General features: G+C 32.6%; 18 protein-coding genes. 10 read left to right on the plus strand and 8 right to left on the minus strand.

The features are described from left to right. Positions 1-403: 403 nt before the first annotated feature. Together NJT12_RS25200 and mnmE are read right to left on the minus strand one after the other, a co-directional pair. Positions 404-742, minus strand: a complete 339-nt coding sequence (locus tag NJT12_RS25200; RefSeq protein WP_414655404.1) for a transposase — start codon at positions 740-742, stop codon at positions 404-406. A 574-nt stretch (positions 743-1,316) separates the two neighbouring features. Further along, positions 1,317-2,717 carry a tRNA uridine-5-carboxymethylaminomethyl(34) synthesis GTPase MnmE gene (mnmE, locus tag NJT12_RS23475; protein WP_271338544.1) on the minus strand — a complete coding sequence of 467 codons (1,401 nt, stop codon included), beginning with the start codon at positions 2,715-2,717 and terminating at the stop codon, positions 1,317-1,319. A 183-nt stretch (positions 2,718-2,900) separates the two neighbouring features. On the opposite strand from mnmE, the gene NJT12_RS23480 reads away from it, so the two are divergent. Then, positions 2,901-3,734 carry a universal stress protein gene (locus NJT12_RS23480; protein WP_271338545.1) on the plus strand — a complete coding sequence of 278 codons (834 nt, stop codon included), beginning with the start codon at positions 2,901-2,903 and terminating at the stop codon, positions 3,732-3,734. 67 nt (positions 3,735-3,801) lie between these two features. Beyond that, on the plus strand, positions 3,802-5,574 hold the full coding sequence (locus tag NJT12_RS23485) for a MutS-related protein (RefSeq protein ID WP_271338546.1): 1,773 nt from the start codon (positions 3,802-3,804) through the stop codon (positions 5,572-5,574). A 325-nt stretch (positions 5,575-5,899) separates the two neighbouring features. On the opposite strand, the gene NJT12_RS23490 is transcribed toward NJT12_RS23485, so the two are convergent. The 6 genes from NJT12_RS23490 to NJT12_RS23515 form a co-directional block, all read right to left on the minus strand. Next, positions 5,900-6,529: a DsbA family oxidoreductase gene (locus NJT12_RS23490; protein WP_271338547.1), complete on the minus strand. Its 630-nt coding sequence runs from the start codon at positions 6,527-6,529 to the stop codon at positions 5,900-5,902. A gap of 616 nt (positions 6,530-7,145) precedes the next feature. Beyond that, entirely contained in the window at positions 7,146-8,264 is a 1,119-nt protein-coding gene (gene dnaN / locus NJT12_RS23495) for a DNA polymerase III subunit beta (protein WP_072958716.1), read from the minus strand. Positions 8,265-8,344: 80 nt separating this feature from the next. After that, positions 8,345-10,057 (minus strand): gliding motility-associated ABC transporter substrate-binding protein GldG, encoded by a 1,713-nt coding sequence (gldG, locus tag NJT12_RS23500; protein ID WP_271338548.1) that lies wholly within the window; start codon positions 10,055-10,057, stop codon positions 8,345-8,347. Continuing rightward, positions 10,057-10,782: a gliding motility-associated ABC transporter permease subunit GldF gene (gene gldF / locus NJT12_RS23505; protein WP_271338549.1), complete on the minus strand. Its 726-nt coding sequence runs from the start codon at positions 10,780-10,782 to the stop codon at positions 10,057-10,059. Before gldF ends, gldG begins: the two co-directional genes overlap by 1 nt. Positions 10,783-10,951: 169 nt before the next feature. Next, positions 10,952-11,248, minus strand: coding sequence for a putative quinol monooxygenase (locus NJT12_RS23510; RefSeq protein WP_271338550.1), 297 nt, complete (start codon positions 11,246-11,248; stop codon positions 10,952-10,954). 264 nt (positions 11,249-11,512) lie between these two features. Next, positions 11,513-12,340 (minus strand): SAM hydrolase/SAM-dependent halogenase family protein, encoded by an 828-nt coding sequence (locus tag NJT12_RS23515; RefSeq protein ID WP_271338551.1) that lies wholly within the window; start codon positions 12,338-12,340, stop codon positions 11,513-11,515. A gap of 330 nt (positions 12,341-12,670) precedes the next feature. Between NJT12_RS23515 and NJT12_RS23520 the strand changes: the two genes are divergently transcribed. The 8 genes from NJT12_RS23520 to NJT12_RS23555 all read left to right on the plus strand — a co-directional run bounded on the left by NJT12_RS23520 (position 12,671) and on the right by NJT12_RS23555 (position 21,306). Next, entirely contained in the window at positions 12,671-13,621 is a 951-nt protein-coding gene (locus NJT12_RS23520) for a PhoH family protein (protein WP_072958604.1), read from the plus strand. Positions 13,622-13,760: 139 nt separating this feature from the next. Continuing rightward, positions 13,761-14,462 carry a hypothetical protein gene (locus tag NJT12_RS23525; protein ID WP_271338552.1) on the plus strand — a complete coding sequence of 234 codons (702 nt, stop codon included), beginning with the start codon at positions 13,761-13,763 and terminating at the stop codon, positions 14,460-14,462. Positions 14,463-14,474: 12 nt separating this feature from the next. After that, on the plus strand, positions 14,475-14,837 hold the full coding sequence (locus NJT12_RS23530) for a DUF1801 domain-containing protein (protein WP_271338553.1): 363 nt from the start codon (positions 14,475-14,477) through the stop codon (positions 14,835-14,837). A 138-nt stretch (positions 14,838-14,975) separates the two neighbouring features. Next, positions 14,976-15,812 carry a Cof-type HAD-IIB family hydrolase gene (locus tag NJT12_RS23535; RefSeq protein ID WP_271338554.1) on the plus strand — a complete coding sequence of 279 codons (837 nt, stop codon included), beginning with the start codon at positions 14,976-14,978 and terminating at the stop codon, positions 15,810-15,812. Positions 15,813-16,008: 196 nt separating this feature from the next. Continuing rightward, a complete protein-coding gene (locus NJT12_RS23540) occupies positions 16,009-18,357 on the plus strand; it encodes a S9 family peptidase (RefSeq protein WP_271338555.1) in 2,349 nt (782 codons plus the stop codon). 245 nt (positions 18,358-18,602) lie between these two features. Next, positions 18,603-19,559: a phosphoribosylaminoimidazolesuccinocarboxamide synthase gene (locus NJT12_RS23545; protein WP_271338556.1), complete on the plus strand. Its 957-nt coding sequence runs from the start codon at positions 18,603-18,605 to the stop codon at positions 19,557-19,559. A gap of 29 nt (positions 19,560-19,588) precedes the next feature. Then, the gene (locus NJT12_RS23550; protein WP_271338557.1) at positions 19,589-20,728 is read left to right on the plus strand and encodes a glycoside hydrolase family 26 protein; all 1,140 of its coding nucleotides are present in this window, start codon (positions 19,589-19,591) and stop codon (positions 20,726-20,728) included. Between the two features lie 191 nt (positions 20,729-20,919). Beyond that, complete coding sequence (locus tag NJT12_RS23555; RefSeq protein WP_271338558.1) at positions 20,920-21,306, plus strand: ankyrin repeat domain-containing protein; 387 nt, start codon at positions 20,920-20,922, stop codon at positions 21,304-21,306. Positions 21,307-21,425: the final 119 nt, after the last annotated feature.

The raw sequence follows: 21,425 nt of genomic DNA on the forward strand, positions 1-21,425 counted from the left end.
AGATGGTACTGCAGTTATGTGGGAGAGTATGTCGTCGCCTTTCTTTTGAAAACCCTGTTTCTAGCGAAACAGGGTTTTTTGTTTTACAAAATACTGGGGTAATGTTTTATATTGGTTTGTGATTTAACCGCAAAGCGCGCAAGAAAAGTTTGTAATTGTTGAAAATTGTTAAGTTCGCAAAGCTGGATCGGATGATATTTTGTGACTAAATGCAATTGTGAAAAGTTGTCTTTCTTTTGCTTTCCTTGCTTCTTATGCATTTTTTCTTAAATAGCTTCTAATTTGGGATCAACACGAAAACCTGAGGAGCAGTAACAATTAAGCATAAATAGTAGTTAGTCTAAAAAGGAATGATTCCGCTGAAGCATTTGTACTTCTATTGTTAAAGTAGTTTAAAGATAGATTAGTAGTTAAGCGTTTTGGTATTTAGTAAGATATTAAAGTTCTTAAAATCTGGTTCCTCTACATTTCTATACCAATGAGCTAGTTTAGTCATGGCGATGTGTTTGTTATTGTAGTTGTTATATATCCCACGAAGTTGTTGTATTAATCTATGAGCTGTTTTTATATCAGGATATAAGCTAAATAAGATCTGAGATCTTTCATTATGGCTCTCAGTCCATTTTTCGTGAGATTTATAAAGAACATATCTACTCCTGGCTAAAAACTGCTTTACAGAGTCTCCGTTAGCAAAAGATTTGGAATATATATATTGACCTCTCTTTTTGCTTGTAATATCAATCGATTTTCGGTATCCATCGACTTACATCGATATTTTATTCTAATCTCCTACAATGCTTCTAGAGCTAATTTTTGAACATGAAATCTATCGGTAACCTGTACAGCTTTTTCGAAAACATCTTTTGGAGATCAATTTCATGGAATTAACCATGTCAAGTGTTATTTCTTGAACCCAACTTCTTTTTCATAGTCAATTTTGCAGATGTGTTCAATGACCTGATCAGCTATAGAAGAAAATACAGCCAATATGGTGTTTAATAAGAAGGATGTGTGCTAGCGCGTAACTGGATCTCTTTCTTTGACAAAATTGAAGGTTTTTATGAAGGGTTCCTTCGTAATGAAGAAATACTTTTTGAAGATGCAAAACAATATACCAATGTAAAGCCTGTTTTACAAATAAGTAAATTTCTGATTTGGCAAACACCCTGGATAAAAAAATAGAGGTTGTCTAAAATTATTTTTCAGATAACCTCCTTAAATATAAATCCGATTCCTTGCTTTAAAAAATCGATGATTAGTGATGTAGTAATTGTTGGTTTTTTCGTGTATAAAACGACAATAACTTCTTATTGCTTTTACTTCCCGATGCAGAAATTAGCAAAAATATTCCCTAACAATTCATCGTTTGAGACTTGACCCGTGATCAAGCCAAATTGATACAAAGCTTCACGAATATCAAGCGCAATTAGGTCACTTGAAAGATTTGTTTCAAGACCAAATTTTACTTTTTGTATTTCATCCAGAGCTTTTAGTAATGAATCATAGTGTCTTGTATTCGTAACAATGGTTTCATTGTTACGAAGAGCACCCGTATTTACAAAAGAAAGTAATTCATTCTTCAAGTCCTCAACACCAATTTTCTCTTTAGCTGAAATTAGTAAAAGTTTTGCATTTAAATTTTCAAGTTTAGTCGTGATGTTTGAAACTTCATCAGCTGACAATATATCTTTTTTATTTACAACAATAATTAAAGGTTTTAATGGGTATTTATTCTTGATTTGTTCAATTTCAGAAACAAACTCAGAACTTGAAATCTGAAACTTTAAACCGTCAAACAAATATATTACAACCTGTGCCTGTTCAATTTTCTCAAAAGTTTTTTTAATCCCAATACTTTCTACAACATCTTTAGTTTCACGAATTCCTGCTGTATCAATAAACCTGAAGCCAATTCCGCCAATAACCAATTCATCCTCAATAGTATCACGGGTTGTTCCTGCGATTTCTGAAACTATAGCGCGTTCTTCATTTAATAAAGCATTTAGCAATGTCGATTTCCCTACGTTTGGTTCCCCAACAATGGCGACAGGAATTCCGTTTTTGATCACGTTTCCAACGGCAAAAGAATCTATTAAACGTTTTAATACAAATTCAATCCTGTTTAATAATTCATGAAATTGAGTTCTGTCAGCAAATTCTACATCTTCTTCTGCAAAATCCAATTCTAGTTCTATCAACGAAGCGAAGTTCAAAAGCTCCTCACGTAATTTTGCAATTTCATTACTAAAACCACCACGCATTTGTTGCATGGCAATTTGATGCGAAGCTTCATTATCAGACGAAATTAAGTCGGCAACAGCTTCAGCCTGCGATAAGTCAAGTTTACCATTCAAAAACGCTCTCAAAGTAAATTCACCGGCATCAGCCATTCTGCAACCTTTTCGAAGCAATAATTGAATAATTTGTTGTTGAATGTAAGTAGATCCGTGGCAGGAGATTTCGACTGTATTTTCGCCGGTATACGAGTTTGGACCCTTAAATACAGAAACCAATACTTCGTCAAGTGTTTTCGAATCATCAACAATGTGCCCCAAATGCAAAGTATGCGTTTTTTGCTTGGTGAGGTCTTTGTTTTTTATGGATTTAAAAACTGAATTTCCGATTGCAATAGCATCAGAACCTGAAATTCGAATTATAGCAATCGCTCCAGCTCCGGACGGAGTAGCCAATGCAACTATAGAATCTTGATTTATCATGGTGCAAAGGTATAAAAAAAGCCATAAAGTTGTGTCTTTGAAGTCGTCTTCAGGATATCTTCCTTAATTGTTAAAAAATCAATTATTAAGAAATAATTAAATGTTAAAATACTGATAATTGTCAGACTGTTTTATTTTAAGAATGACTAAATTTGAGAGAACAACTTCTAAATCCGAATCAAAATGAAAAAGATATTATTCCCCACCGATTTTTCTGAATCCGCAACAAATGCATTTGTACATGCTTTAGAATTTGCAAAAATTGTAAACGCTGAACTTATTTTGTTGCATACTTTTGAGATTCCGGTTTATGACAGTCAGTTTTTTCCAGAGAATTATGCAGCAATTTACAGCTCTATTGAATTGGCGAAATTTGAAATGTTTAAAGATGAAATTCCAAAATTAAGAACCATTGCAATGGAGCGAAACTTGGATGATATTGTCATAAAACACCGTTTAATGGATGGTGATTTAATTTATAATCTAAAAAATGCTGTCGAAGAAGATAAAGTAGATTTTGTTATTATGGGAACCTCAGGAGTTACAGACTGGACCAAGTTTTTTCTTGGGTCAAATACCAATGCCGTAATTTCAGAAATCAAAGTGCCTGTTTTATGTATTCCTGCTGATGCAAAATTCAAAAAAATAAAAACAATTGGCTTTACAACCCGTTATCGTGAAAAAGATAAAACAGAACTTAGAAAAGTGCTTAATATTGCAAAAAAGACAAATGCAAAGGTAAAAAGTTTATATGTTAAAACAACAAGTTCAGATGTTGCAGAAGAAACTATTAAAGAATGGGAAAAAGAGTTTGCAGGTGAAAATGTAGAATTTCTTGTCTTGCCAAGTGACGAAGTAAAAGAAACGATTCTTGACTTTATATTGTATAAAGATATCGACATATTGACAACCATAACACACAAAAGATCTTTCTTCGAAAGCTTATTTGAGTCCAGTTTTACAAAAAAAATCGCAAAAGAAGTTTCTGTTCCGGTTTTGGTAATGCACGAAACATAAAATAAGATACCTTTTGATAGTACATATAGGTGTATAGTCTATATTTGTGTTTCATTAAATTAAAAAAATGGAAGCATATCAAAACAAGGTTGAACACTATACTACAATTTTTCATAAGATCAACAAGAGATACAATAGCATCAGCGTTCTGCGCCTTATAAGTATTTTTCTTTGCTTGTTTTTATTGTTTTATTACATAAAAACTAATGAAATTCTTTATGCAGTTTTTGCCTTTCTGTCTTTTGTTGGTTTTCTTTTTTTGATGAGAATTCATTCGCGATTATCTTTTCAGAAAGAACTTACTACAGCAATTTTGAAACTTAATAAAAATGAAATTACCTATTTGAAAAGAGAGAAAATCCCTTTTGAAAATGGAATTGAATTCAATGATTTTCATCATCCTTATGCTTACGATTTAGATATTTTTGGAGAACATTCGTTATTTCAGAATATAAACAGAACCGCCACTTTTGTCGGAAAAAAAACATTAGCAAATCAATTATTAAGCTTGTCGCCTAATGAAACAATTCTTGAAAATCAGGAAGCAATCAACGAGCTTAAAACTAAGATCAATTTGCGCCAGGATTTCCTTGCCCTTGCAATGATTAGTAACGATTCTAAAAATTCGTATGATTCGTTGCTATATTGGAATTCATTTAAGAATAATAGCTTACCTAAATTTTTAGTTGCATTGTCTATTGTTCTTCCGGCTTTGTTTTTAGGTTTTTTAGTGGCTTATTTTATTACTTCAAAAATTATTATATTATCTTATTTAACCTATATTTTTATTGCGAATTTAATTGTTCTAGGACAGTCATTCAAACGAATTCAATCTGAAATTGCCAAAGCAGACAACGTAGATAAAATCATTAAACAATATAGTTTGTTAGTTCAGATAATTGAAGCGGAAACTTTTCAATCCAGAAAATTAATTGATTTGCAGCAGCAGCTTATTTTTAAAAATGCAACCGCAAGCAAACACTTAAAAGACCTGTCGGAGTTGTTTTCAAGAATGGATACAATTAATAATTTTGTAACTGCTATCGTGTTTAATGGTATTTTCTTATTTAATCTTCACGTATTAAAATCACTTCTAAAATGGAAAGACAATTATTCGACTGAACTTGAAAAATGGATTGCTATCATTGGAGAATTTGAAGCCTTGAATAGTTATGCAAATTTGGCCTATAATAATGCTGATTTTGTTTTTCCCGAAATCAATTCAGAATATAAAATAGGATTTTCAGATTTAAGTCATCCTTTGTTAAACCCAGAGACCAGAGTAGGAAATGATACTCATTTTTATCCGGAATCGTTTATGATTTTAACAGGATCTAATATGTCTGGAAAAAGTACTTTTTTAAGAAGTCTGGGAATTAATATGGTTTTAAGCGGGGTAGGTTCCGTTGTTTGTGCTTCAAAAGCTAATATTCATCCACTTCCTGTTTTAGTATCAATGCGATTGTCAGATTCCTTAGCAGATAGTGAATCTTACTTTTTTGCAGAAATTAAGCGTTTAAAACAAATTATGGACGCATTAGAAGATCAGCCTGCTTTTGTTTTGCTGGATGAAATATTAAGAGGAACAAACTCTGATGACAAACGAAACGGAACTATAGAAGTGGTTAAAAAGGTTATTGCTAAAAATGCAATTGGGGCCATAGCAACACACGATATCGAAGTTTGTCTGACGACAAATGAATATCCTGATATTTTAACGAATCAATGTTTTGAGGTAGAGATAAAAAACAATGACCTTCATTTTGATTATAAACTCCGCAACGGAATCTGTAAAAACAAAAGCGCAACTTTCTTAATGCAGAAAATGGGAGTGATTTAAGATTTAGATTGTAGATTTTAAATTGGAGTTTAACGAGGAGCTATTTCCTGCTGTCCACTGTATCTTTTGTGGTGAACCCCACCACAAAAGGATGCCGTTACCATCAGGGCTAGGGCAATCTCGTTTGTATAAGAAAATTTTGTTCTTGTTGTGTCGCTCTAAACGAAGTTGGACAACTTGAAGTTCCATATTTAGTTTGTTATTTCGACGAAGGATAAATCGCACAAGAAACTCAGCAAAGAAAAGTAAAGTCGTTGCCAAATATTGGATGTGATTTCTCCTTTGTCAAAATGCAAGATTGAACATAAATGACAGGCTGAAAATGTTATTTCTGAGCTTCTGTGATAGTCTTCACAAAAGCTTCAACAGGCTGTGCTCCGGAAACCGCATATTTTCTATCAAAAACAAAAAACGGAACTCCTTGTACGCCAATTTCCTGAGCTTCGGCAATATCATCCTGAACTTCCTTTAGAAATAAGTTTTCATCTTTTAGAACTTCTAAAACAAGATTCTGATCAAGACCAGCTTTTACAGCCAGTTCTATTAATGTTGGTCCATCATTTAAATCTCTTCCTTCAACAAAATAAGCCTTAAAGAAAATTTCTTCCATTTCATCGCCTAATTTTTTGACTTTAGCCAATTGTATAATACGATGCGCAGTTAAAGAGTTTGAAATAATAGCTTTATCAAAGTGATAGTCCAAACCGACGCTTTTTGCGCGTTCTACAACGCCTTTATGCATTTCTATAGATTGCTCAACAGAAATGCCTTTTCGCTCTGCTAAAAACGTATAAACATCCTTGCCTGATTGTGGTGTAATAGTAGGATCAAGTTGAAAACTTTTCCATTCAATTTCAAATTCACCATTTGGAAACTCAGCTAAAGCTGTTTCCAGTTGTCTTTTTCCGATATAACAAAACGGACACATGATGTCCGACCAAATTTCTATTTTCATATTACAAAGTTAAAGAAAAAAAATGTTTCCGGTTTTCTTTGTTTCAGGTTTCAGGTTTTCCTGGATTGTGTTGTTTAAGCGCAAAGCACGCAAGGATCTTTTTATTGGGCAGTAAATAATCTCGCAAAGACGCAAGTACGCAAAGTTTATCTTCTTGGTGATGTATGCATCTTAGTTAAATTAACATAGAGAGAATATAAGCTTAAAAAAACTTTGCAACTCCTGCGTCTTTGCGAGATTAAAAAAGGATAACTTATAAATTAATTTTTATAAACATAGGAGTTCGAAGGTTTGGTCAAGTTCTCTTTGTTTTACACAAAGCTTTGCGTTCGTTGCGTTTGTGAACATAATCTGAATATAAAAAGATTCTTGCGTGCTTTGCGGTAAAAATACACTCAAACCCTATTCATATTTCAACCTGAAACATAAAACTTCAAACATGAAACTTCAAACCTGAAACAAAACAGATTCTAAATAAAAAACCGCAAATCTTAAAAAAAGAATTGCGGTTTCTAGGTATAAAAAATGGTTGGTTAATAGCGTTATTTTTTTTTACAATGATATGTCTTTAATTTGAAACTAAAAAAGATCCTTGTAACAAAAAGAACTTTTGATGTTAACTATTTAACATCACGGGCATTACCAACATTGTAACAGTTTCACCTTCTTCTAAACCATCAACAGGAGTTAAAATCCCGGCTCTGTTAGGCAATGACATTTCTAACATAATCATATCTGATTGTAAGTTAGTCAGCATCTCCGTTAAAAAACGAGAGTTAAAACCAATCTGAAGATCATCTCCCTGATAATCACAAGTCAATCTTTCTTCGGCTTTATTTGAGTAATCAATATCTTCAGCAGAAACATTTAATTCAGCTCCGGCGATTTTTAAACGAATTTGGTGTGTTGTTTTGTTTGAGAAAATCGCAACACGTTTAACAGAACTTAAAAATAAAGAACGGTCAATCATTAATTTGTTTGGATTCTCTTTTGGAATTACAGCTTCGTAATTAGGGTATTTTCCATCAATCAAACGACACATTAAAATATAGTTGTCAAATGAGAAAGTCGCATTCGAATCGTTATATTCAATTTTTACTTCAGCATCAGAACTTCCTAAAATACTTTTTAAAATATTTAAAGGTTTCTTAGGCATAATAAAATCTGCAACCTGAGATGCTTTTACATCTGTACGTGCATATTTTACCAACTTATGAGCATCTGTAGCTACAAAAGTTAAACCTTCTGGTGAGAACTGGAAGAAAACTCCTGACATTACCGGACGTAAATCATCGTTTCCGGCAGCAAAAATAGTTTTACTTACAGCAGTTGCTAATACATCAGCAGGAACAAGTGTTACAGACGGATCTTCAAGGCTTACAGATTTAGGGAATTCTTCACCGGCAGCATATGCTAAAGCATATTTTCCTGAGTTTGAACTAATTTCAACCGTATTGTTTTCTTCAACTGTAAAAGTCAAAGGTTGTTCCGGAAATGTTTTCAAAATTTCAAGTAAAAGTTTTGCAGGTACAGCAACGCTTCCTTTACTTGTAGAATCAATTGATAATGTAGCAGACATTGTAGTTTCAAGATCCGAAGCCGAAACTGTCAACTCATTATTGTCTAATTCAAATAAAAAGTTATCTAAAATAGGCAACGTATTGTTACTGTTGATTACACTACCTAAAACTTGTAATTGTTTTAATAAGTACGAACTCGATACTATAAATTTCATCTCTTTTGTTTTATTTTTTTGCACTTTTTCTTAGTATTTCTTCAACTAGGATAGGTTTTACAAATATATCGTAAACAATCTTAGTTTCGCAATTTTTTTATTAACATCTGTTTGCCATATTTTCTTTTACGGAGATACGTAAATATCAGTCCAAAAACCAGTAAAATTAGAATTGGAAGTCCGATAGTTATGAATTGAGTCAGGTTGTAATTATCATAAACTTTGTTTTTGTCCAATAAAGGCAAATTGACATCTTTACTTCTAATGTTAATAAGTCCGGTATCATCCAGTAAATAATTAATACAATTCATCATGAAATCTTTGTTGTCATACAAATTTCCGGTACGTTGATCGTATCCTAATTCAACAGGCATCATGTTTTTATCTAATTGATTCCTTGCCAGATCACCATCAGAAATGACAATCATTTTATTTGGTTTTCCTTTTGCTAAAAATGAATTTTCTTTAAACGGTAAAACGCGATTCTCAAAAGCCGAGGGAAAATTTCCTTCTAATAAAACCGAAAGAGGTATGTTTCCTTTATTCAGGTAATCCTGGGGCGATGTTTTTTCGGTGACGCTATTTAAACTTATTTCTGTTGGTGTTCCGACCACTTTAGAATATTGAGACGATTGTAATAAAACCGTTTTTTTAATACCGTTTTTTAAAGTGTCAATCGGATTTGCGAAATCAAATTTAATTTCGCCTAGATTTTTTACAATCGGATTACTGCTTGCAGGTACAACAACCGGGGCAAATTTCCAGATAAACTCCTGATATTGTGTCGCACTTCCTTGTTCTCCGGTGGCTAGTTTTAATTTGCTTCCTCGTTCATCTTTTACTAAATCAGGATTAATCCTAAATCCGTATTTAAAGAACATATCGTTTAAATTCAGATCTCTGGGATAAGCTAAAGTCGCTCCGGACTGATTGTATAAACTATCCATGTCTGCTGCGACCTGATCAATTAGCCAGAGCGTTTTACCGCCGTTCATGATAAACTGGTCTAAAACTTGTTTTTCTTCATCAGAAAAAGCTTCAGTTGGTTTTGAGATAATAGCTAAATCGTATTTTTTTAGCGCCTCTAAAGTTCCGGTCGGGTTTTTAGCTACCGAATCTAATGTGAAAGGTCCGATGTAATAACTTTCGCGAATTTGCATTAGCAATTTAGCAATGTGAACTTCGTTTAATTCCCCATTTCCTTTTATAATTGCAACTTTCTTTTGTCTGTCTTTGCTGATTTTATTAATTGCATCAGCAATAGAATATTCCAGATGCTGAATCGACCCGATCACTTTTTGAGTAGTCGAAGCACCCATTATATTTTTCAATAAGGGAATATTAACCTCTTTATTGTTATAAACCGCAATTGCCCACGGAAAAACCATTGCCTGAGATTGTTTTCCCTTATCGTCAACAGTAATGTTTATTGGTGTAAGACCTTTTTGATACAAAGATTTTACAACATCCATGCTTTCGTCTTCGTTCTCCATCGGATTAACGAATTCGAAAACAATATTGCTATTATAGGCTTGAAATTCTTCTAGTAATTGTTTGGTTTCTACTTGTAAACGTTTAAAATCTGCCGGCAAGTCGCCCTGCATATAAATCTTGATCGATAAAGGGTTTTTAACCTGCTTTATAATCTGCAAAGAGGTTTCGGATAATGTGTATCTTTTGTCTTTGGTCAAATCGAATCGGTGAAAAAACAAACTTCCCAATACATTTAAAACGATTAAAACAAAAACAGTAATACCTAATGTTTTGATATTTTGTTGAGTAGATGCTTTCATTATGCTTTAAAAGATTTTAATTGATAAACAGTAAAAGACAGAAACAACACCGTAATGCTTGAAAAATAGATAACATCACGAGTATCGATAACGCCTCGGCTCATACTTTTAAAATGATCCTGCATACCAAATGCCGATATTATTGTAGAAGATCCCGGAATCAATGCAGATAAACCTTCGAAACCGAAATAAAATATAAAACAAAGAAAGACGGCAATTATAAAGGCTACAATTTGATTTTCTGACAGAGTAGAAGTAAAAATTCCGATAGAGGAATAAGCGGCAATCAAAAATAATAATCCAAAATAAGAACCAATTGTACTCCCCATATCGATATTTCCTTCAGGAGCACCCAAATCCGAAATTACTTTTACATATATAAAAGTGGGAATAATGGCTAAAATGATTAATAGGAGAGAACCCAAAAATTTTCCGTTTACAATTTCCCAAATCGATAATGGTTTAGTCAAAAGTAATTCTAACGTACCTTGCTTTTTTTCGTCAGAGAAACTTCTCATCGTAACAGCCGGAATCAGAAAAATCAAAATCCATGGTGCTAACGTAAAAAACGGAGTCAAATCAGCATAACCGCTATTCAATATATTGTAATCTCCCTGGAAAACCCATAAAAATAGTCCGTTGCTAATTAAGAAAATAGCAATGACCAAATAGCCAATAGGTGAGCCAAAAAAAGATTTTATTTCTCTTAAAATGATTGATTTCATTCAATTGTTGTTTTAAATCGTTGATTTTTGTTTAAAGTTTCAGGTTTCAAGTTTGCTTTCCTTTGCGAACTTTGTGTTTTCTAAAACCTTTTATTTATAATCTTTGTGTTCTCTGCGGTTAATTCGTTCCAATATTCAGCACATAAGTTGAAGCCTGAAACAAAAGAAACTAATTTAAACTAACCAGCTTGTCGACACTCCACGCTTCCGGTTTTGCATTAAAAAGCTTTTTTGTAAAACTCCAAACGGTATTAAATAGTTCAGATTGTCTGTAATTTTCTAAATCTTCTTCAGTTTCCCAATAACTATAAGTAAAAAATATGCATTTATTATTTTTATCCTGATACAACTCTAAAAAACGATTTCCCTCTGCATTTCGTATTTTATTTTTCACGGTTTCAAAATTTTCCAGAAAATCCGGAATTTTTTCTTCGTGAAAACTCATTTTTACTATTCGAACAAACATATTGTAATTTTAGATTGTTGATTGAAAACCTGCTTACAAGCGCGCAAAAATACCAAAATTGATTGTTCTTTTTGTGAAAATTTAAAATATTATAAAAGTATAGTTTTTACTACAATATTGTCGTCTCGGCATAGTAGAGGTTATATAAGAAGCTCCGTAAAGAAAATCTCCAATCTTTGTTGGTTACGAGTGTGATTACTACTCTGTAGAAATGACAAGAAAATCTGTGTATATCTGTTTAAATCTGTAAAATCTGTGGGCTATTTACAGAAACTTAATCGTAATCACATCTCTATAGTTCAGTCCCAGTAAACTATTTGCTGAACCTACTTTCGATGGATTGCTTCTGAAAATTGCAATTTCAAGAAATCCTGCTTCGTTAAAAATAGCAAGTTTTTCGCCTTCATACGTTTTAATAGGGTATTTATCAGAACTTGCGATAGCAGAATAATTAGGCAAAATAGTTTTTATACTTCTTGGTTTCATTACAATTTCATAAGGACGTCCTTTTGCAATTTCTCCAAATTGTCTTTTGGAAATATTAGTTACAACATTACCAAAATGATCAATATAAATCACGTAGCCTTTTATCGAATTTCCATCATTTGCAACGACAGGCTGGAGTTCTGTAATTTGCTTTATTTCCTGGATTTCTTTCCCAATAACATTTAGTAGCCCGCCTTTAGCAAGATGGCATGCCACTTTTATAAAAATATCCAAATCACTAAATTCACTCGGGAAACGATCGTGTATGTTGATAGCCACAATTTTTTGCGGAACAATTTTCTGCGTAAGCATACTTAAAATACCATTGTCCGCACATATAAAATAATGATCGTTCCATTGCATTGCAATGTGTTGATTTTCCTTATTACGCTCAATATCTACACCTATCAAATGTATTGTTCCTTTAGGAAAACTTAAATAAGATGCTCCAATGATATAACTGGCTTCTGCGTTATTAAAGGGGTCAACGTCATGCGAGATGTCTACGATTGTAGCTTCTGGATACTCTGAAAATATCTTACCCTTTAGTGAACCAACAAAGTGGTCTTTCAAGCCGTAATCGGTAGTAAGGGTAATTATTGACATAATTTTGTTTATAACTATTGGTAGTATTTAAATCTAATTTTCATTAAATTTGAGAAATGCAAAGCTAATAATAGTAAATGCAAATTGAAAGAAAGAAAAGACAATTTACAATAAATATATAGTAGTCTCAGTTTCCAGTTTCAGTTTTCAGTGTTTTAACAGAAAGCGATTTTATTCGATAAAAAAAGGGTGAAATAGTCTCCGTTTTCAGTTTTAGAATTGTAAATTTAGACAGCGACTGAAAACTGCGACCGTAAACTGTAAACTAAAAAACACCCGACAACCACAGATTATAAAAACTGATTTATTTTTAATTTAAAACTATCTCATTTGAACGAAAGAATTATCGAGCTCATAGACATCGCTCCAAAAGACTTTTGGGGCGCTCAAGACACTCATCTTGAAATAATTAAAAAGTATTACCCAAAGCTTAAAATCGTAGCGAGAGGTACCACTTTGAAAGCATTTGGCGAAAAAGAAGTTTTAGATGAATTCGAAAAAAGATTTCAGAGGCTTATGCTTCATTTTACCCGATACAACAACATTGATGATAATGTAATTGAACGTGTAATAATGAGTGATGGTCAGGATGAAAGAAAATCATTAGATCATGACAAAATACTAGTTCATGGAGTTGGCGGTAAAATAATTAAAGCCATGACGCCCAACCAGCAACTATTGGTAGATACCATCAAGAAAAATGATATGGTATTTGCTGTTGGTCCTGCCGGAACCGGAAAAACGTATACAGGTGTTGCAATGGCTGTAAAAGCGCTTAAGGATAAGGAAGTAAAAAGGATCATACTAACACGACCAGCGGTAGAAGCAGGAGAAAATCTAGGTTTTTTACCCGGCGATATGAAAGAAAAGCTGGATCCTTACATGCAGCCACTTTATGATGCTTTGCGCGATATGCTGCCTAACGAAAAGCTCGAAGATTACATCTTAAAAGGAATTATACAAATTGCGCCATTGGCATTTATGCGTGGCCGTACACTTGATAATGCCTTTGTAATTCTGGATGAAGCACAGAACACAACGCACTCACAAATGAAAATGTTTTTGACCCGTATGGGAAAAAATGCCAAATTCATGATTACAGGTGATCCCGGACAGGTTGATTTACCACGAAGAACTATTTCTGGTCTTAAAGAAGCTATTTTAGTCTTGAAAGACGTTGACGGAATTGGAATTATTTATCTTGATGATAAAGATATCGTACGTCACAGATTAGTTAAAAAGGTAATTGATGCCTATAAACAAATAGAAAATCACGATTAATTTTTTTATAAAATGTCAAATGTAAATCGTAAACTGTGTTTTGATATTTAATGATATTCGTTTTATTCATGTCTTTTAAAGAAATGCGTAAAACGAATATTTTTTTTAAATTAATACTACAAATAAAGAAATTGATTGAATGGGAAAAATGGAATCGGTCACAATTCTCGTGATAAGCTTATTGTTTTTTGTAATAAATTTAAGGGCTCAAAATAAAGATAACAAGCAAAATGATCTTTTAAGTGGTAATTCAAAATTATCTGGTAAAGAAATTGTCTCTGAATTATCAAAGTATTATTTTTTTAATTTGACAGATAAATCAAATTTAAAAAAAACAAAAGCAGAATTTGAAAATTCATATAATGAACTCAGCTTTTTTGAAGGTTTAATGAAAGAAGATTTAATTTTTACTGATAATAGATTTTACTTCATTGATTCTGAAACTTTATTTGAAGGCGGAGGATTGACTCAATATCTGGAAATAGTGAAAATTTCATTTAATAAACTTAATCTTAAACTTGTTTTTTCTGAGGAATACAATAATCAAACTGAAAAACATTGGAAGCATACAATTAGGTTGAATGGAAGAGAATATACAGCATACGATGGTAACTTTAGTGACAACGATTGGGGAATTTCATATATAAACTTTATTGAAATGTTAAATAGCGAGCTTAAATTACAAAATAGTAATGAACAGTTCTATCCAATTAGTTCAGGGAATGATGGAAGAATGGTTCTATTGACGGAAAAACAATTTGAATTTGTACAAGCAAATTATCCAAATGATAACGGGCATCCGAAAAACATCTTTGATTGGAAAAATAGCTATGATTTGTAAATTATTATAAAAATGAAACAGTTAGATGATTTTTATTTAGAACAAGAAGAGCCTTTAAGAGGAACATTTCTTGCATTGAAAGAAATTATCCTAAAGCAAGACGATGACATTACCAACGTTCTAAAATACGGAATGCCTTTCTTTTGTTACAAAGGAAAAATGTTTTGTTATTTATGGATTCACAAAAAACTCAAACAGCCTTATATTGCAATGGTAGAAGGAAAACATTTTGAGGAGACTTTTTTAATTCAGGAAGGTCGTGCGAGAATGAAAATAATGTTGCTTAATCCTAATGAAGATTTGCCTTTAGAAAGAATTGAAATGATTGTGCAAAAAGCTTTAAATTTATATAAAAGCGGATTGATTAAATTTTAAAAATTAAAAATACAGAATTTAATTAAATCGTTAAATAAATAATAAACTTGCCCTGTTTTAAGCTTTTGCGGCTTATTATCTTTGTTCTTTTGAGCTTAAAGCTGTAAATTTGCAGATCATAAATATTTGATTTCTAATATGACAAAGCTTAAAAATATAAAAGTTGTAGTAAGTGACTTAGACGGAACTTTACTTAATCCACAACACAGAATTTCAGATTACACCAAATCAATTTTTCAGGAACTTCACAATCAAAATTATCTTATCGTTGTTGCCACAGGCCGTCACCATCTGGATGCAATGGCAATTATAGAAACGCTTGAAGTACCTGTTTATCTGGTAAGTTCAAACGGCGCAAGAATTCACTCTCCGGAAAAAGAAGAAATTTTTGCATTCAACTTAAATAGTGACGTTGTAAAAGCCGCATTAAATGTTGAAATTGATCCTGAAATCACAGTAGTTTTATTCAAAGAAAATGTTTGGCAAACCAATAAATGGAGTGAAAAGTTAAATGCTTTTCAAGCCGATTTAAAATACCATCCTGAATTAGTTGATTATAAAACCCTGGAAGATTTTGGAGCTATAAAAATATTCTTTTCATGCGATAATCATGAAAAATTAGTAAAATTAAAAGATGCAATTCTCGCTAATTCTTCAGAACATTTGCATCATGCTTTTAGTTTGCCAACTTGTTTAGAATTCATGGATAAATCTATTGACAAAGCAGTTGCAATTGAGATAGTACTTGAAAAACTAGGTTTTACTTTGGATCAGGCGGTTTCTTTTGGAGATGGTTTCAATGATGTTCAAATGTTATCTGCATCCGGAAAAGGTTTAATTATGGGAAATGCTCCGGCTTCATTAAAGGAAACTTTACCAAATTTAGAAGTAATCAAAACCAATGCTGAAGATGGAGTAGCACATTATATTACTTCAAAAATTTTGGATAAGGAATTTGCGGCGAGCGAATTATAAAAGTAAAGGCATTTGTGAAAATCTAATAGTTCGAAAATTTAGATTTTTGATAAAATATAGATCCCTGAAGTTAATTCTTTAGGGATTTTTTTTGATTAGCCAATAATATGCAAAGAATTCTCTAAGCAAATGACAAAAATATTTTTTTAATACTATGCAAAGTGTATTTTTGTTTTCTCACAAAATAACGAATACTATGAAAAAAAACATTTTTATACTTACCTTTTTTATTGCTTCAATAGCCGGCCATAGCCAAACTTTAAAATTAGAAGAAATAATGAAAGGCGAATCTTTTATTGGGAATCAGCCAACAAACGGTCGCTGGTCTCTGGATGGTAAAAAGGTGTATTTTGAATGGAATCCGACCAATGATTTAGGAGCAAGTACGTATTTCTGGCAAAAAGGAGCTGCAAAACCTTTTTTGGCAGAACCAAAAGAGGCTGCTTTTTCTAAACTTGATTTCAAAAGAAAGTCAACTTCAGATATCGTTTATTATATAGACAATGGAGCTTTATATTCTTATACAATCAGTACAAAAACAGCAAAGAAAATCATTGAGCAAAGCAGTCCGATTTCAAATCTTGAATTGGGTACAGTAAACGGAATTGTATTTTTTGAACAGAATGATAATGTTTTTAAATACAATGCTAAAGAGGGAACAGTACTTCAAATAACAAATTTGTCTAAAGGTATTAAGAAAGAAAAACCTTTAGATAAAGATTCTTTTTTAAAGACACAACAAAAAGAATTATTTCAGTTTATCAAAGACAAAGAAGCTAAAAAACAATGGAATGTAGCTAGAAATAAAGCGATTAAATCTGACTTTGCCAAGGAATATTTTTACGGAAAAGATAATTTATTTAATCTAAAAGCAAATCCAAACGGAAATTTTGTAACTTTTAGTTTAGTAGAAGAATCAGATGTTAAAAAAGAAAAAATGGAAGTTTTTATAACTGATGATGGTTATAACCAAACACCGGATACGAAAGAAAAAGTATCTACGGCAAATTTGGTTAAAACTAAATTCGGAATATATTCTGTTGCTAAAGACACCGTTTATTATGTGAATTTTTCGACTTTAAGTCATATCCAGGACAGTCCAAAATATTACGAATCATATGATAATTTAAAAAATAAAAGTAAAGAAGATAAATTAATTATGATTCAGGCTCCGGTTTATAATGAAGACGGATCTATTGCAATTGTTGAGATCAGAAGTCAGGATAATAAAGACAGATGGTTAATTAGTTTAAATCCTGAAAACGGATCGTTTAAAGAAATAGAACATCAACATGATGATGCATGGATTGCGGGACCAGGAATTCCATCGTATTCTTTTGACTCCGGAACTTTAGGATTTCTGGCAGATAATGAAACAATTTATTTCCAGTCTGAAGCTACAGGATACTCACATTTATATACCTATAATCTAAAGTCAGGCAAGAAGACACAACTCACAAGTGGCAACTGGGAAGTTCGTGACGTTACTTTATCTAAAGATAAAAAGGCATTTTACTTAACGACAAATACAACGCATCCGGGAAACAGAAATTTTTATAAATTAGCTTCAGCCGGAGGCGCTCTGGAACCAATTCTAACTAAAGACGGCGCGCATGAAGTAGTAGTTTCTCCCGATGAAAAATCACTTTTAGTACGTTATTCATATAAAAATGTTCCTTGGGATTTTTATATTGCTGACAATAAAAAGAATACAGCCTTACAACAAATTTCTTCTTCGACTTCTGAAGATTTCAAAAAGTACAAATGGAGAGAACCAGAAGTTATTACGTTTAAAGCACAAGACGGAACTCCCGTAAATGCGAGATTGTACACGCCAAAAACTGAAAACGCAAACAAAGCGGCAGTAATTTTTGTGCACGGAGCAGGTTATTTGCAAAACGCTCATAATTATTGGAGCAATTATTACAGAGAATATATGTTTCATAATATGTTAACTGATTTAGGTTATACGGTTTTGGATATTGATTATAGAGGAAGTGATGGTTACGGACGTGATTTTAGAACAGGAATTTACCGTTTTATGGGAGGAAAAGATTTATCTGATCACCTTGACGGAAAGAAATTATTAGTAGAGAAATACGGGATTGATGCCAATAGAGTAGGGATTTACGGCGGTTCATACGGAGGATTTATTACTTTAATGGGAATGTTGACAACTCCGGGGGAATTTGCATCTGGCGCGGCCCTGCGTTCAGTTACAGATTGGGGACATTATAATCACGGATACACAGGAAATATCTTAAATTTTCCAGAGACAGATCCTGAAGCATACAAGAAAAGTTCTCCTATTTATTATGCAGATAATCTAAAAGGAAACTTAGTAATGTTACACGGTATGGTCGATGATAATGTAGAGTATAAAGATATTGTACGCTTATCGCAACGTTTTATAGAATTACAGAAAAAGAACTGGACGCTGGCTTCCTTTCCGGTAGAATCGCACGGATTTAAAGAAACATATTCCTGGATTGACGAATATAGCAGAATTTTGAATTTGTTTAATTCAACACTTCTTAATAAATAGTTTACAGTTTTCAGTCGCAGTGTTTAGTCTCAGTCTCAGTTAGCAGTTTGAGTAATTCATCTGTGCAAAATGTAAGTTTAAGCTTTGTCAAAGTTTTAAATTTTGACAAAGCTCAGGCAAAGACTGAACACTGAGACTGAACACCGCGACTGAAATTGAGACTGCAAACTGCAAACTAAAAAACTTGCTTGCTCTTTTAATTAGTTTTAAATTTGCATTCATAAAAAACAACACAACTAACGATAATGAGCAATACAATTACAACTACAAATTTTAATTTTCCAGATCAGAAATCAGTTTATCGAGGAAAAGTTAGAGAAGTTTACAATATAAATGATGAACTTTTAGTTATGGTAGCAACAGACAGGCTTTCGGCTTTTGATGTGGTTTTACCAAAAGGTATTCCTTATAAAGGACAAATTCTAAATCAGATTGCTACAAAATTCATGGAGCTAACAGAGGATATTGTACCAAACTGGTTGATTGCAACTCCTGATCCAAATGTTGCTGTTGGACATTTATGTGAGCCTTTTAAAGTAGAAATGGTTATTCGCGGATACCTTTCAGGACATGCTGCTCGTGAATATGCTGCTGGAAAAAGACAAATTTGCGGTGTAACAATGGCTGAAGGTTTAAAGGAAAATGATAAATTTCCGGAACCAATTATTACACCAACAACAAAAGCTGATAATGGTTCTCATGACGAAGACATTTCCCGTGAAGATATTTTGGCTAAAGGAATCGTTAGTGAAGAAGATTATATTGTTTTAGAAAAATATACTCGTGATTTATTTCAAAGGGGAACTGAAATTGCTGCTGAACGCGGATTGATTTTAGTAGATACTAAATACGAATTCGGAAAAACAAAAGAAGGAGTAATTGTTTTAATCGATGAAATTCACACACCGGATTCTTCCCGTTATTTCTATGCTGACGGATATCAGGACAGACAGGATACAGGAGAGGAACAAAAACAATTATCTAAAGAATTTGTGCGTCGTTGGTTGATCGAGAATGGTTTTCAAGGTCAGGACGGACAACAAATCCCGGATATGACAGATGAATATATTGAATCAGTTTCTGAAAGATATATTGAATTATACGAGAAAATCCTGGGAGAAAAATTTGTAAAAGCGGATATTGCTAATATTGATCAACGTATTGATAAAAACGTATTAGAATACCTAGAGACTAAAGAGTAATTTTCAGGTTTAAACTAACTCTTTAAACCATGAAAATTATTAGAAATAAAAAAAATGCCTTGCTATTTATATTGATGATAGCAGGGCATTTTCTTTTTGCGCAAATTGATAAAAAGGCAACAAAAGAAACAAAAGCGTTATATGAAAATTTAAAAACAATTTCAAAAAAACACATCCTTTTCGGGCATCAGCATGCTCTCGAATACGGACACGGATGGTCTAATGAACGGGATAGATCAGATGTAAAATCAGTTACAGGTTCACATCCCGCCGTTATCGGAATTGACTTTAGCGGATTTTCGGGACATTCTAAAGAAGAAATTGAAAAGACAGCCGCAATTCTCAAAAAGAATGTTACAGACACTTATGAACGAGGCGGAATCACAACTGTTTCGTGGCATTTTATAAATCCTGTTTCCGGTAATAGTTTTTATTGGAAAGATTCAACCTCTGTAGCTGCTATGTCATTGATCAAAAAAGGCGGTGCCTATCATGAGCAATATAAAGACGTTCTGAAAACCATCGCAGATTTTGCACATTCTGTAAAGGCAAAAGACGGCAAATTAGTTCCAATGATTTTCAGGCCATATCATGAGTTCGACGGTGATTGGTTTTGGTGGGGAAAGAAATTTACTTCACGGGAAGATTTTATAGCCGTCTGGCAATTTACAGTTTCTTATTTAAAAGATATTTTGGGTGTGCATAATTTTATTTATGCTTTTTCACCAGATGTCAGGTTCAATTCAGAAAACGATTACTTAGAGCGTTATCCGGATGATGATTATGTAGATATGTTAGGCATGGATGATTACGGCGATTTTGGTCGTGATGGGAATTATGATATTTCAGGAGCAATTAAAAAACTCAGGATAGTTTCTGATCTTGCTGTCAAAAAGAATAAACTTGCTGCTTTGACAGAAACTGGCTTAGAATCGATTCCGAATGAAACCTGGTGGACACAAACCTTATTAAAGGTTTTAAAATCTGAAAATCTTGAATTAGCTTATGTTCTTGTTTGGAGAAATGACAGTACAAGTCCAACTCATTTTTACGCTCCTTTTCCAGGTCAGATTAGTGTTCCGGATTTTATAAAATTTTATAATGATCCTTATACGTTGTTTGAGAATGATTTAAAGAATGTTTATACCAATAAATTTCGCATAAAATAATTTTTTGTAGAGATATAAAATGAAGTGCAATGCGGGTTTTACCGGGTTGCACTTTTTTATTTATAATTTTTTTGCATTTATGTGCAACCTATTATACAATTTAGTCGTCTATTATAATAAGTAAGAGTTTTGAGAAGCAATTATTAATCAATTCTTATTTTAAATCATCAATCATAAAATCATCAATCAACATGAAAAAATCATTAATTATTTTAGCTATGGTCCTGGCTATATCTACAAATGCATCAGAAGCCTCAAATCTTAAATTATCAGTAAAAGATCAAACTAATTATCGCGCTTATGCTTATGCAGGCTCACCTTTGCATTATGCTGTATGCGAAGGAGATATTGAGAACGTGAAAAAATTGATTAAGTATGGCGTCAATGTAAATTTGTTATCAAACGACATGTCGCCTTTAATGCTGGCAGCGCGTTTTAATAAATTTGAAATCATTAGAATTTTACTGGCAAACGGAGCTGATCCCAGTATGGAGAATGAAAAAGGTTATAAAGCATTAAAATTCGCCGAGTTTGCAAAAGCAAGTGAGTCTATAGCTATTTTGGAAAATCTAAAATAAAGTGTAACAAAAAAGAGGCTGTCCGAAAAGTAATTTCGGGCAGTTTTTTTTTGTTTTACACATTGATTTTTCTTATATTTAAGTACTAAAATCAATGATTATGCAGCCAGTTTTTAAGC

Origin of the sequence: Flavobacterium azizsancarii, assembly GCF_027980145.1 — a bacterium.
In the GTDB taxonomy this organism is placed as follows: domain Bacteria; phylum Bacteroidota; class Bacteroidia; order Flavobacteriales; family Flavobacteriaceae; genus Flavobacterium; species Flavobacterium azizsancarii.